The sequence below is a fragment of the Kitasatospora sp. HPM-01-4 genome (assembly GCF_051374625.1).
Classification (GTDB): domain Bacteria; phylum Actinomycetota; class Actinomycetes; order Streptomycetales; family Streptomycetaceae; genus Kitasatospora.
The window spans coordinates 599,121-611,502 of sequence record NZ_JBPQGP010000005.1 but is presented as its reverse complement, the minus strand read 5'-3'; the positions used below and the strand labels follow the sequence as shown (position 1 = coordinate 611,502).

The following is a 12,382-nucleotide window of genomic DNA, read 5'->3' as shown; positions in this document are numbered from 1 at the left end:
CACCGGCCGCAGGGATTCGCTACTGTGCGGAAGATGGAAGCCCATGAGTCTGTGACCGAACTGATCGGCAACACACCGCTGTTGCGGCTGCGCACCTCCGGCGGGAGCCAGAGTGCCGTCGTCTACGGCAAGTTGGAGTACCTGAGTGCCGGCGGCAGCGTGAAGGACCGGATCGGTCTGCGCATGATCGAGCAGGCCGAACAGGACGGGCTGCTGGGACCCGGTGGCACGGTGGTCGAGGCCAGTTCGGGCAACACCGGTCTGGGGCTCGCCATGGTCGCGGCCAGCAGGGGCTACCGGATGGTGGTCGTCCTCCCGGACCGGACGAGCAGTGAGAAGGTCGCGGCGCTGCGGGCGTTCGGGGCCGAGGTGGTCCTGCGGCCCTCCGGGCTGCCGCTCGAGGATCCCGAGCACGTGCTCAAGACGGCGGCTCGGATCGCCGAGGAGACGCCGGGCGGCTGGCTCGCCGGGCAGTACGACAACCCGGCCAACCCGCAGGCGCACTACCTGACCACCGGGCCGGAGATCTGGCGGCAGACCGGAGGCCGGATCACCCACCTGGTGTCGTGCATCGGCACCGGCGGCACCATCAGCGGTACCGGCCGCTACCTCAAGGAGGTCAGCGGCGGCACCGTCCAGGTGATCGGAGCGGACCCGGCCTCCTCCGTCTACTCCGGGGGCGACGGCCGGCCGTACTTCGTCGAGGCGGCCGGGCACTGGCGGCACCCGGAGACCGTCGAGGACGTCTGGCCGCAGTCCTACCACCAGGACGTGGTGGACCGGGTCCTGCCGATCGAGGACCGCGAGTCGATCCTGACGTCCCGCCGACTCGCCCGTGAGCAGGGGCTGTTGGTCGGCGGCTCGGCCGGCACCGCGGTGGCCGCGGCCCTCAGGGTCGCCGCCGAGGCTGGGCCCGAGGCCGTCGTGGTGACGATCCTGCCGGACTCCGGACGCCAGTACCTCACCAAGTACTTCGACGACGACTGGCTGCTGCGGCTGGGCTTCCTGGACGGGGACCCGGCCACCGTCCGGGTCGGCGACGCGGTGCCGGCGGCCACCAGGGAGCGGCCGCTGCCCTACCTGAACGGGCGCACCACCGTCGCCGACGCCCTGACGGCACTGCGAGAGCTGCGCGAGCGCGGCGAGCGGGCCGTGCTCCCCGCCGGCCCCTGCCCGGTCGGCCCCGAACGCCGGCCCACCGCACCCGAGTTGGCGGGCTCGGTGGCGCTGGACCGGCTGGCGGAGGCCGTGGCGAGCGGAGCGGCCGTGCCGGGAGACCCGGTGGCGGGGCACCTCGCGGTACCGCTGCCCCAGTTCGGCACCGGTCAGCCCGCCGAGAAGGCGCTCGCCGAGCTGACTGAGCGCGGCCTGGAGACGGCGGTCGTGCTGCACGACGGCCATGCCATCGCCCTGGTCGGTGCGGCCGAACTGCGGGCGTGCCTGCCGGCCTGAGCCCGGTGGACCGACGTGGGCGCGCGTGCCTGCCGGCCCGACCCGGTGCGGTGACCCGCCGCGCCGGGTGGGACGGCCGGGCTCAGCCCCGGGAGGCGCTCCGCGGGTGCTGCGGACGGACCACCTCGACGTCGGAGGACTTCAGGAACGCCAGCCGGTGGTTGTAGCGGATCGGGTAGTAGGTGACCGTGCCGACCACCAGGGTCCGGTCGTCGGGTGCGTCCCCGTCGATGTTCCGATCGTAGAAGTAGTCGCCGGGCGCCGGTGTGCCGTCGACGGCCAGGTAGGCCTGCCCCGCCGGAACGCTCGCGTCCAGCGCCACCACCGGCAGCGGTTTGATGGCCGGGTGGCGGGCGTATGCGGCGGCCTCGGGATAGGCCCGGCCGTACACCGGGATCGAGGCGAGGCCGGGGCGGGGGGTCAGCACCGTCCGGGCGGGAGGACCCGCGGGGTCGGGCAGGCCGGCGGGCGCGGGCTCGGTCCGGGCGGCTCGTCCGTTCCGATTGGCGAACCAGCACTTCTTGCCGTCGTACCAGATCGCCGTCCAGTCGCCCTGCTGGTCGGCGACCACGTACTCGGTACCGGTCACCGCCTTGTCGCTCCAGTCGTCCGCCCTGGTGGTGCCGCCGTTGACCAGCGGTGCGTCGGCGGCCGGCCGGGTGCGCAGATAGACGAAGTTCTCCGGCCGGGCCGCCACCCCGGTGACCGGGGGCTGGTTGGAGGAGAAGGCCGGGGCGATCACGACGGTGTCGCCGGCCCGCGGCGGGACGTCGGCGCCGGGCCCGATCGGCGCCCCCAGCAGTTCGAGGTAGTGGCCCCAGTCCCAGAACGTTCCCGGGTCCCAGTGCATCTTGGGGACGTCGGCCTGGGTCGGCCCCGGTACGTCGTCGTGGCCGATGATGTGCCGGCGGTCCAGCGGGACGCCGAACCGCGCCGCGAGGTAGCGCACCAGCTCGGCCGAGGACCGGTACAGCTGCTCCGAGTACCAGGTCGGCCGGTCCTCGGGGAGCGCGAACCCCTCGTGCTCGATCCCGACGCTGTGCATGTTGACGGTCTTGTTGCCGGAGTGCCAGGCGATGTCCCGGGTGTGCACCAGCTGGGTGGTGTGCCCGTCGGAGGCGCGCACCAGGTAGTGCGCGGTGGCCTGGTCGCGCGGGTCCTGGAAGGCGGCGAGCGCCCCGGCGTAGTCGCTCTCGGTGTCGTGGATGACGATCCAGCGGATCCGCTGGCCGTCCTCGGGACGGTTGGCCGGGTTGTAGTTCCCGTAGGAGGTCGGGTCCTTGGGGTCGGTCAGGGCGTACGCGGCGGGGACGAAGTCGCAGCCGAGGTCCTCCGGGCACTCGGCGGCCTGCCGCCCGGCTCCCGGCACGGGCCGGTCCGGGGGCCGGGCCACCACCAGGTCCGGGTCGGCGGGCAGGGTGAGCCGCTGGCCCTCGGGGGTGGTGCGCGAGGCGCCGGTGCGAACGGTCCGGAACACCCGGTCGGCGAGTACCCGGCCGGCCGTGGCGTCCTGCCCCGTCGCGCCGCCCGCGCCGAACCGGGCCACCGCGCCGTACCAGGCACCCGGGTCGGCCGACCGGGGGGCGCCGAGGGCCCGCTGGTACCGCGCGAGCAGGGCCGCGCCGCCGCGGAGGTTCTGCGCGGGGTCGCTCCTCAGCTGTCCGGCCGGGCGGTGGAGCAACCCGGCGGCGGCGTCCAGGGTGTGCAGCGCCGGGGAGTCCACGAGGCGGGCGGCCGGGCCGGTGGTGCGACGCCCCGGGAGCCGGTCGTCGCCGCGTCCCCGTGCCTCGGGCTCCCGGTGTCCGGCGGCGGCGTTCACGGCCGCCACGTCCACCTGGGTCAGGCCGAGTACGCCGTAGTTGCCGGTGGTGCTCGGCCGTCCCCGGTGGGACTCCCAACGGGTCTGCTGGTAGGCCAGCGCCAGCAGGACGGGCTGCGGCACCCCGAACTCCCTTGCCGCAGCGGCGAACTGGTGCTGCAGGACCCGGTCCGCCGGGACGGCGGTACCGGCCGGCGGCGTGAAGCCGGTCGCGCAGACGGTGGCCACGGCGGTGGCGACGGCGACCAGGGCGACGGGCCGGGGCAGGCTTCGGGCGGCGCGGAGGACCGCAGGGCGGCGGATGGCCGGAGAGGCCCCGGAGTTCCGGGTGGCGGTGGCCGGAGTGTGGTACATGCCACGGTTCTACAGCAGTTGACGGTGCGTCATATCGCCGACACTCCCGGGGGCCGTTGCGGCCGGGCGGCTGTTCCCATCGGCGCCGGGTGTCGCCACGGGCGCCGGTGGTCAAGTTCTGGCAAAGTGTTCGGGCCCGTCCTGGCGGAGGGACTATGCTCTCTGTGGTTTGAAGAGGGCACCTCGTTCGGTGAGGCGTCTTCACGGACACAGGCCACTGATCCCACCCGTCGAGAGACGCTCCGGATCAGGACAGATCCTCCCGACCTAAGGGTTGATCCCAAGTGGCTTCCGGCTCGCGGGCCGGATCACGCCGTGGAGTGCCAAAGCTCTGACGAGTCGGGGTGAACCGGCCGATCGGGCCGGTCCGCTCATGGCCGTGTCGATTCGGCGCGTTTCCGCGCCCCGGCCGGGAGGAGGCGAGAGACATGGATTGCAGTAGTCCGGGCCACAGTCGCCCTTACCCCAGTCTGTCCTCGTTCCTCCTTGGCATGCGGTAGCCGCCCGTTCTGCGCGCTTCTCCTGCGTTCGCGTCACCGGGTGCAGCCTGCCAAGGGCGCGGCGGTACGGCGTCGGCCGACCGTCGAAAGCCCCGGCCGCGGTGTGTCTTCGCATGCCCATCGGCCCGTCCACGAAGGTGAGTTGACGTGTCCGTCTTCGCCACGTTCCACCAGGTCGAGTTCGTCTCCAGCAGCTCCCCGCGCCGTCGCGTGCGCGCCGTTCTGGCCGAGGTGGCCGGGCGGCTGGCCGCGAGTCCGCTCGATCACCCCGTCCTGAGTGCCGTCGCAGCCCAGCGTCCCGCCTGCCCGCCGCAGCGGATACGGGCCCGCTGGGAGGCCGCCGTCGCCGCCGACCAGGCCGCCCGGCACTCGGACGGCTGAACCCGCCCACCACGGCCAACCGACAGGGGAATCACGATGATGACGAGGACCAGGCTCCACCCGCGTACCGCGGAGGGGACGATGCTGATCGGCGTGCTCGGCCTGCTGCTGCTCGAGGCGGTCGTGCTCACCGCTGTTCCGGCCGGGGTGCGCGCCGTGGCCGGCGCCGCCCGGCGGCGTGCCGCGGGAGCGGACCTGCCGTCGGTCCGGCCCACCCGAACCCGCTGAGACCGACCGGCGACAGGGCCCGCGGCGCCGCAGGCCGCGCTCCCCGTCGCCGGTCGGTCCGGACCGGCCGGATCCGACCGGCCCACCAAGACCATTCGTCGAACCGAGAGGAGCCCGTTCCATGATCACGGCTCTTGACCACGTCCAGCTCGCCGCGCCGCCCGGCAGCGAGGAGCTGCTGCGCGCCTTCTACGCCGATGTGCTGCAGATGGCCGAGATCCCCAAGCCGCAGCCGCTGACCGACCGGCGCGGCTGCTGGTTCGCGGCCGACGGCGGCCGGGTCCGGCTCTACCTGGGGATCGAGGAGAGCTTCCGGCCCACCACCAAGGCCCACCCGGGGCTGGCGGTCAGCGAGATCGACGAGTTCGCCGCCCGCCTGGCCTCGCTCGGTGCGCTGGTGGTCTGGGACGAGAGCCTGCCTCCGTCCCGCCGCTTCTACACCCAGGACCCGGTCGGCAACCTGCTGGAGTTCGTCGAGGCCCAGCCCTCGGCGTGAGGCCCGGCCCGCCGGGCGGGCCGACTCCCCGGACGAGGGCCCGCCGTGGATCTCAGAGTGCCGCCTCCGCGCCCGGTTCCAGCGTGAACCGGGTGTCGTGGGCGTCGTAGTCGTAGAGCTCGCCGTAGCGGCCCCAGTCGATGGCGATGTCCAGCTGGCGCTGGGCGTCGGCGGCGTCGAAGCCCCGGCGCAGCAGGTCGAGGAAGAAGTCCCGGCGCATGGTGCGGTCGTCGGTGGCGGTGAGGGCCTGGACGACGGCGCGGACCAGAGGGGCGTTGCGGGCGGCGGTCCGGGCGAACAGCTGCTTGCTGGTGAGGATGTCGGCGACGGTGAACTCCCGTCCGGAGTCGGTGATTTCGATCCGGGCGTTGGCGGTCCTGGCGAAGCCGAGCAGTACCGCGGCGTCCACCAGCGGCAGCAGGTCGTCCACCTCGAAGTTGAGCTCGTCGGCGATCTCCGCCAGGCCGTCCTCGCCGCCCCGGCCGACCAGGATCTCCAGCAGTCCGGCGAGTCCGCCGACGCTGGCCTCGGGCAGCGGGACGGTGATCGGGGTCGCGGTCGGCCGGCCGGCGGCGGGCCCGGACGCGGCGGCGGTGGCCTCGGCGCGACCGGTGAGGATGCCGTAGACGGTGTCGACCAGCGCCTCGAACTGCGGGGTCCGGCGGTCGCGGGGGCGGGGCAGGTCGACGGTGAGCTCGGCGCGGATGCGGCCGGGGTTGGAGGACAGCACCAGGATCCGGTCGGCCAGCAGCACGGCCTCCTCGATGTTGTGGGTGACGATCAGGATCGACTTCACCGGCGCCTCGTGGCCCTCCCAGAGGCCGACCAGTTCGGTGCGGAGGTTCTCGGCGGTCAGCACGTCCAGCGCGGAGAACGGCTCGTCCATGAAGAGCGCGTCCGGTTCGACCACCAGGGCGCGGGCGAAGCCGACCCGCTGGCGCATGCCGCCCGAGAGCTCCTTGGGGTAGGCGCCCTCGAAGCCGTCCAGGCCGATCAGGTCGATGGCTCTCAGGGCCCGCTCACGCCGTTCGCCCTCGGCCACGCCCCGTGCCTGCAGGCTCAGTTCGACGTTCTGCTGGACGGTGAGCCAGGGCAGCAGGGCGAAGGACTGGAACACCATCGCCACGCCGGGGTTGGCCGCGGTCAGGGGGGTACCGCGGTAGGCCACGGTGCCGGCCGAGGGGGCGATCAGCCCGGCCAGGCAGCGCAGCAGGGTGGACTTGCCGGAACCGGACTTGCCGAGCAGGGCGACGATCTCGCCCTCGGACAGCCGCAGGCTGATGTCCTCCAGCACCGGAAGCGCGCGCCCGTCCGGTGTGGTGAAGGTCTTGGTCACCGCCTCGGCCGCGACGATGGTGGAGCGGGTGCTGGTGGTCATCGGGCCCTCCGGTCAGGGGAGCGAGCGGGTCTCAGAGTGCGTAGCGGGTCTCGGCCATGCGGTAGAGGCGGCGCCAGAGCAGGCGGTTGAGGGCGACCACGTAGAGGCTCATCACGGTCACGCCGACCAGGATCCGGGGGAAGTCGCCGATGCCGGTGGCGTCGGCGACGTAGGCGCCGAGGCCGGTCGCGGTCAGGTGGTGCGAGCCGTACTCCACGACCTCGGCGACGATCGAGGCGTTCCAGGCGCCGCCGGCGGCGGTGATCCCTCCGGTGACGTAGTAGGGGAAGACGGCCGGCAGGATGAACGAGCGCCAGCGCAGCCGCCCGCGCACCTGGAAGCCGGTCATCGCCTCGCGCAGGTCGGAGGGGATCGCCGAGGCGCCGGCGATGACGTTGAACAGGATGTACCACTGCGCGCCCAGTGCCATCAGCAGGACCGAACCGAAGTCCAGCGAGATGCCGAGCGCCACGAACGCCGCGGTGGCGAACGGGAAGAGGAAGTTCGCCGGGAAGCTCGCCAGGACCTGCACCACCGGCTGGGCGAACCGGGTGACCTTCGGGTTCATACCGATCCACACCCCGATCGGCACCCACACCGCGGTGGCCGCCACCAGCAGCACCACCACCCGGCCGAAGGTCGCCGCGCCCAGGGCGAGGGCGTGCCCGAACTCGCCCAGTCCGACCGTGCGCTGGACGTAGTCCAGGGCCTGCCAGGCCCCGAGGATCACCAGCACGGCCACCGCGCCGGCGAAGAACACGTCGCCGGTGCGCTCGCGGGCCGCCGGGCGGGCCAGCGGGTGCTCGGCCAGCCCGAACGCCCGCATCCCCCGGTCGAGTCGGAGTCCGAGCGGCCGCAGCGGGCGGCCGATCAGCTCCGGCACGCTGGAGCGGCGCAGCACGTCGAGCACCACGCTGCGCGGGCGCTCGGCCGCCTCCGACTCCTCCACCCGGAACCGCTCGGCCCAGGCGGTCATCGGCCGCCAGAACAGGACGTTCGCGCCGATCACCATCACCACCATCACGGCGATGGCGATGCCGACCTGGCCCAGGTCGCCGTCGGCGATCGCCGCGGCGGCGTAGGAGCCCATCCCGGGCAGTGCGTAGTGGTGGTTGAGCACGCTGATCGACTCGGAGGCGGCCAGGAAGAACCAGGCACCGCCGAAGCTCATCATCCCGTTCCAGACCAGTGGGATCATTCCGCTCGGCACGTCGAGCCGCCAGAACCGCTGCCACTTGGTCAGCCGCATCACCCGGGACGCCTCGTCGAGCTCGCGCGGCTGGCTCGTCAGGGAGGCGTAGAAGGCGAAGGTCATGTTCCAGGCCATCGCGGTGAAGATGGCGAAGATCGAGGCGCACTCCAGGCCCAAGGTGGAGCCCGGGAACAGGTTGATGAACGCCGTCACGGTGACCGAGAGGAAGCCCAGCACCGGCACCGACTGCAGGATGTCCAGCACCGGGAGCAGCACCTTCTCCGCCCGCCGCAGCCGGGCGGCGGCGGTGGCGTAGGCGAAGGTGAACAGCACCGAGGCGACCAGCGCGGCGAACATCCGCAGCAGCGAACGCACCGCGTAGTACGGCAGGTTCGCCGGATCCGTGGACACCGTCGGCGGTGCCTGGTCCGGCAGGAACGGTGCGTTCAGGCCGGGCGCGAGCCGCAACAGGCCGTACAGCAGTGAGATCAGCGCCGCTGCCACCAGCACGTCGACCCAGCGCAGGGCCGGCCGCCGCCACACCCCGCGCGAAGGGAAGCCGCCCTCACCCGCCACCTGTCCCACCACCCGACGCCCGTGCCGCAGTCGTACGGTCGCCACTGAACCATGCCCGGGCGGCCCGCGGACCCGCCTGGATGACCGGTGCGGGAACACTCACCGGCATGGCCCAACGCGCCGGGCCGCCGCACTCCGCCCGGTCGCCCGGCGGCGCGCCCGACGCGCCCGACGCGCGGGCGGGACGGGCGCCGGCCGGGTGCGCGGCGTCCGGGCACCCGGCCGCGGCCTGGCCGGCGCTGTGCCGGGCCTAGTCGAGCTCGACCTCGAAGTCCCAGGTCGCCAGGGGCTTGCCGGAGACCCGCCAGCTCAGTGTCGAGTGCCCGGCCTCGAACACCGCGGTGAGTGTGAGGACCGCGTCCTGCGCCGGGGTCGCGGTCGCCGAGGGCCGGTCCGCGGTGAACGGCACGGCATGGCCGAGCTCGTCGCTCAGTACCAGGGCGTCCGCGGTGAGGTCGACGCTGCCCGCGGTGGTGTGCAGCCGCACCTTGACGGTGCCCTTGGAGCGGTCGGGCGGGGCGGCCCCGGCCGAGGGGGCCGGCAGGTCCAGCTCGGGGCCGGTGGCGGTGATCCGGCCCTGGCTCGTACCCAGGTCGAGTGCCACGGCATCGCCCATCGCGACCAGTTGGGCATGACCGGCGGACGCGGTGGGCACGATCGGCGACGCCGGCGCGCTGGGGATCGGCACCCGGCCCAGACGGCTCACGTCGTCGGAGGTCTCCGAGCCCGAGCAGCCGGTCGCACCGGCGAGCAGGCCCAGCAGCAGGAGGAGGCCCGCGGTACGGCGGCGGCCGTGGCCGCGCCCACGGAGGGCGCGGCCACGGCCGGTGGAGCGGTTGCTCACCTGCCGGCTCCCGGCTTCAGGCTGTCCTGCGCGGCGCTCGCCCCGGTGAAGTCCGGTGCGAGCTCGGCGGGTTGGTCCTGCGGCTGGCCCGAGGTGGCCGAGTAGACGCCGTTGCTGCCCATCGCGGCGGGCTGCAGCGCGCGGCCGCTGGGGTTGTTGTAGACGTCGGGGCCGAAGGGGCGCAGGCCGGGGGTGCCGGCGTAGCCCAGGTGGCCGTGGCCGTCGGCGCCGCCACGGGTGATGTGGAACAGGTCCTCCATGCTGCGCAGCCAGGAGTAGTGGTTGTAGGGCTGGTCGCTGATGGTTCCCGGCTTGATGTAGCGGGACAGCAGGACCGAGCCGGTGATACCGCCACCGGGAGTGGTGTCCTGGCCGAAGGCCTGGTCACCGGGCTGGGTGGTGTTGGGCCCCGGGAGCTCGTTGCAGCAGGCCACCACGGACTGCGCGGTGTCGGTCGGGGTGTTGAGCTTGGGGTCGGTGTTGCCGGTGTAGTCGCCGGTGGAGTTGCCGTACGCCTTGTACGGGGGGAACGCCTCGTCGAAGGTGATGTCGATCAGGCCGCCGTCCTGGAAGGCGGGGGAGGCCATGATCTGGGGGATCCACTTCTGCAGGAACAGGTCGGAGGCGTACAGGCCGCCCTGGTGGTTGTTCGGGTCGCCGGAGCCGTTGTCGCCCTTGCAGGTGGAGTCGTGCGCGTCGGAGCAGTTGTCGGGCGTGATCCAGGAGAAGGCGGGAGTGGTCTTCTCGCTCTTCAGGTCCTGGGCGAGGCCGCTGAGGGCCGGGTGTCCGGCCTCGGCGGGGCGGCCGTCCAGCGGGACGACCCTGGCGCAGTCCTTGGGGTGGTCCATCGTCGCGTGGAACCAGGCGGTCGGGTTGTGCTTCGCCACGTACTGGTCCTGCTCGGTGGCGCCGCCCGGGTCCGGGACACCGCCGCCCGCGGGGTTCCCCGGGATTCCGCAGCCGTAGGGGTCCTCACGGCCCGGCGTGTTGCCCATGTCCTGCATGTAGGCCTTCCAACCGAGCCGCTTCTGGTCCAGCTGGTTGAACAGGGTCTGAACCGAACTCGGGTACACGCAGCCGGAGTTCGCGTGCACCTGGCCGTCGGCCGCGGGCGTGCCCGGGGAGACGTCCTTGTACTGCGGGCAGTCCGCCTGGGTGTCCGGTGCCGGAGCCTGCCCGCTGGCCAGGCTGATGTAGTTGTCCAGGCTGTAGTGCCCGGTTCCGTAGTACTGGCGCAGCAGTTCACCGTGCTGCGGCAGTGTCTTCCACAGGTAGCTGTTCTGGTTGAGCCCGGTGAACGAAGCCTCGTACGACTTGTTCTCCAGGACGATCAGCCAGACGTGCTTGATCTTCGGTGGGTGGAAGGCATGGGAGCTCGCGGCGGCCGTGTCCGCCCCGCTGCCCCCCACCAGCCCTGCGGCTGCCAGTACCCCCGCACCCGAGAGCGCCGCCATCCGGAACAGTCGGTGCGCGCTCGTCCGGCTCGGCCGGATTCCCCTGAGTTTCATGAGGGACATGCTGGCGGTGCAGTCTACGCGCGTTCACCCTTCTTAAGGCAAAACTTGTCTGAACATTGACCATGTGGAAGTTTGACGTGGCCTCACATCGGGTTGACTAGTCGTCTGCGGCATGCGATCCGGGCGGGTTCGTCCGTTTTCGTGCCGGTGCCGTCTCCACTGCCGCTGGAGACGGCACCCGCGATGTCGGGCCGACGGTGGCGCCGGGGTGTTACTTCCGCCACCGGGAGAACGCCTCCTGGACGTCGTGGGGCGAGTGGGCGAGGGCGTCGTCGTCGGGCTCGGCCGCGGTGACATGCGGGAGGTGGACGACGAGGTCGAAGGCGTCCAGCGGGTTCTGGTCGAAGTAGAAGTCGCCGATGCCGGCGCGCTGCCGGGAGGCCGCCTGGACGGTGGCGGTGTCGGCGGGGGAGAGCCGCCGGAGGTCGGTGGCGAAGGGCCGGTCACAGCTGGCGGCCATGAGCGCGTCCAGGCTGCCGGGCTGAGGCGGGTCCAGCGGTGTGAAGAGCGTGCCGGTGTAGAAGTCGTCGCCGTTGTTGAGCATCTGACCGGTCCCCGACGTCGTGCCGATGACCAGGTAGTCGTCGCCCAGCCGGTCGGCCAGGTGCATGCCCATCGGTGTCACCGAGGCCATGCCGGGCATGGCGATGGGCCGGCGCTGCACATGGCCGTTGTGGGCCGCCAGCACGATCCGGCCCTCCCGGCGGAGGATCCACTCGACCGTGTCCGCCATCGCGGTATCGCGGTTGAGCATCAGTCCGCGCCTGTCGCCGCGGGCCATCTCCCGGTACCCCGAGTCGAGGGTGACCGTGACGCGCAGCACCTGCAGTGCGCGCTCGTAGGCCTCGGCGGTGGCCTGCCGCAGGTACTCCAGGCGCCGGCCCGTCATACGCGCGAGGAGGTCGGCCAGGCCGGCCGTCAGCGCGTCCCGGGACTCCGGCGTGAGCTCGCCGTAGGCGGCGACGGCCGCGGGCGCGGAGAAGGACGAGGGGGCGGCGATGGACGAGGCCGTCTCCCGGAGGGCCGGGTCGGGAAGGAACTCGGGATCGGCCTGCGCGAGGTAGGCGGTCACCAGGTCAAGACCGGGCAGCAGGGACACCATCGAGCCGGGCAGGTCGAGCCCGTAGAAGCCCACGGGGTGTGCGGCGGTGCGGTTGTGCTCCCGGATCCACTCCAGCTGGGCGCGCATCGGCGTCCACAGCCCCATCAGCGAGGTGATCCCGTTCGCCTGGGCGTGGCCCGGCCCGCCCTCCCCGCCTCGGACCCAGTCGTCGGTCAGCCATCCCTCGGCGAACCCGGTCTCCATCGCATAGGCGCTGAACCCGTGCCGCTCGGCCAGGTAGCGCAGCAGGCGGTGGCGCAGCCGGTAGAACTCGCCGTTGTAGTGCGCGCTTTCGCCGATCGCCACCACCCTGGCGTCGCCGATCGCCTCGTCCAGCCATTCCAGGTCGTCCAGCGGTCCGGCCGGGTCCAGTGTGCGCAGCGGCTTCACCGCCCCCTCGCTCAGCCGGGCCGACGGGGCCGACGGGGCCGACTCGGTCGACGCGGCCGGCGTGTTCGGCGTGTTCGGTGCGTCCGGTGTGTTCGCGGGCATGCCAGGGCTCCCCTCCCTCGTATTTTCCCAACTTTGGGAACGTTACCAGAT

Annotated in this window: 10 protein-coding genes and 1 riboswitch; of the genes, 4 read left to right on the top strand and 6 right to left on the bottom strand. The window is 72.7% G+C overall.

The features are described 5' to 3' along the window. Positions 1-33 precede the first annotated feature (33 nt). Complete coding sequence (locus ACSMTC_RS02660) at positions 34-1,452, top strand: pyridoxal-phosphate dependent enzyme (protein ID WP_436557997.1); 1,419 nt, start codon at positions 34-36, stop codon at positions 1,450-1,452. 82 nt (positions 1,453-1,534) lie between these two features. Here ACSMTC_RS02660 and ACSMTC_RS02655 read toward each other — a convergent pair whose 3' ends face one another. After that, complete coding sequence (locus tag ACSMTC_RS02655; protein WP_436557996.1) at positions 1,535-3,625, bottom strand: N-acetylmuramoyl-L-alanine amidase; 2,091 nt, start codon at positions 3,623-3,625, stop codon at positions 1,535-1,537. A 175-nt stretch (positions 3,626-3,800) separates the two neighbouring features. Then, positions 3,801-3,976: riboswitch (M-box (ykoK) riboswitch) on the top strand. Between the two features lie 296 nt (positions 3,977-4,272). Here ACSMTC_RS02655 and ACSMTC_RS02650 point away from each other — a divergent pair. The 3 genes from ACSMTC_RS02650 to ACSMTC_RS02640 all read left to right on the top strand — a co-directional run bounded on the left by ACSMTC_RS02650 (position 4,273) and on the right by ACSMTC_RS02640 (position 5,230). Beyond that, entirely contained in the window at positions 4,273-4,506 is a 234-nt protein-coding gene (locus ACSMTC_RS02650) for a hypothetical protein (protein ID WP_436557995.1), read from the top strand. Between the two features lie 39 nt (positions 4,507-4,545). Beyond that, entirely contained in the window at positions 4,546-4,734 is a 189-nt protein-coding gene (locus ACSMTC_RS02645; protein WP_436557994.1) for a hypothetical protein, read from the top strand. Positions 4,735-4,855: 121 nt separating this feature from the next. Further along, a complete protein-coding gene (locus ACSMTC_RS02640; protein ID WP_436557993.1) occupies positions 4,856-5,230 on the top strand; it encodes a VOC family protein in 375 nt (124 codons plus the stop codon). A 52-nt stretch (positions 5,231-5,282) separates the two neighbouring features. Here ACSMTC_RS02640 and ACSMTC_RS02635 read toward each other — a convergent pair whose 3' ends face one another. The 5 genes from ACSMTC_RS02635 to ACSMTC_RS02615 all read right to left on the bottom strand — a co-directional run bounded on the left by ACSMTC_RS02635 (position 5,283) and on the right by ACSMTC_RS02615 (position 12,331). After that, positions 5,283-6,608: an ABC transporter ATP-binding protein gene (locus ACSMTC_RS02635; RefSeq protein ID WP_436557992.1), complete on the bottom strand. Its 1,326-nt coding sequence runs from the start codon at positions 6,606-6,608 to the stop codon at positions 5,283-5,285. Positions 6,609-6,639: 31 nt separating this feature from the next. Further along, positions 6,640-8,421, bottom strand: a complete 1,782-nt coding sequence (locus ACSMTC_RS02630) for an ABC transporter permease (protein ID WP_436557991.1) — start codon at positions 8,419-8,421, stop codon at positions 6,640-6,642. Positions 8,422-8,626: 205 nt separating this feature from the next. Continuing rightward, entirely contained in the window at positions 8,627-9,220 is a 594-nt protein-coding gene (locus ACSMTC_RS02625) for a hypothetical protein (protein ID WP_436557990.1), read from the bottom strand. Continuing rightward, entirely contained in the window at positions 9,217-10,728 is a 1,512-nt protein-coding gene (locus ACSMTC_RS02620) for an alkaline phosphatase family protein (RefSeq protein WP_436557989.1), read from the bottom strand. The genes ACSMTC_RS02625 and ACSMTC_RS02620 overlap by 4 nt, the downstream gene beginning before the upstream one ends. 220 nt (positions 10,729-10,948) lie before the next feature. Then, the gene (locus ACSMTC_RS02615; RefSeq protein ID WP_436557988.1) at positions 10,949-12,331 is read right to left on the bottom strand and encodes an erythromycin esterase family protein; all 1,383 of its coding nucleotides are present in this window, start codon (positions 12,329-12,331) and stop codon (positions 10,949-10,951) included. Between the last annotated feature and the right edge of the window lie 51 nt (positions 12,332-12,382).

Excerpts from the sequence above, each read along its gene's own strand:
- ACSMTC_RS02620 (WP_436557989.1), bottom strand. The coding sequence starts at position 10,728 with ATGAAACTCAGGGGAATCCGGCCGAGCCGGACGAGCGCGCACCGACTG.
- ACSMTC_RS02655 (WP_436557996.1), bottom strand. The coding sequence starts at position 3,625 with ATGTACCACACTCCGGCCACCGCCACCCGGAACTCCGGGGCCTCTCCG.
- ACSMTC_RS02640 (WP_436557993.1), top strand. The coding sequence starts at position 4,856 with ATGATCACGGCTCTTGACCACGTCCAGCTCGCCGCGCCGCCCGGCAGC.
- ACSMTC_RS02635 (WP_436557992.1), bottom strand. The coding sequence starts at position 6,608 with ATGACCACCAGCACCCGCTCCACCATCGTCGCGGCCGAGGCGGTGACC.
- ACSMTC_RS02615 (WP_436557988.1), bottom strand. The coding sequence starts at position 12,331 with ATGCCCGCGAACACACCGGACGCACCGAACACGCCGAACACGCCGGCC.
- ACSMTC_RS02660 (WP_436557997.1), top strand. The coding sequence starts at position 34 with ATGGAAGCCCATGAGTCTGTGACCGAACTGATCGGCAACACACCGCTG.
- ACSMTC_RS02645 (WP_436557994.1), top strand. The coding sequence starts at position 4,546 with ATGACGAGGACCAGGCTCCACCCGCGTACCGCGGAGGGGACGATGCTG.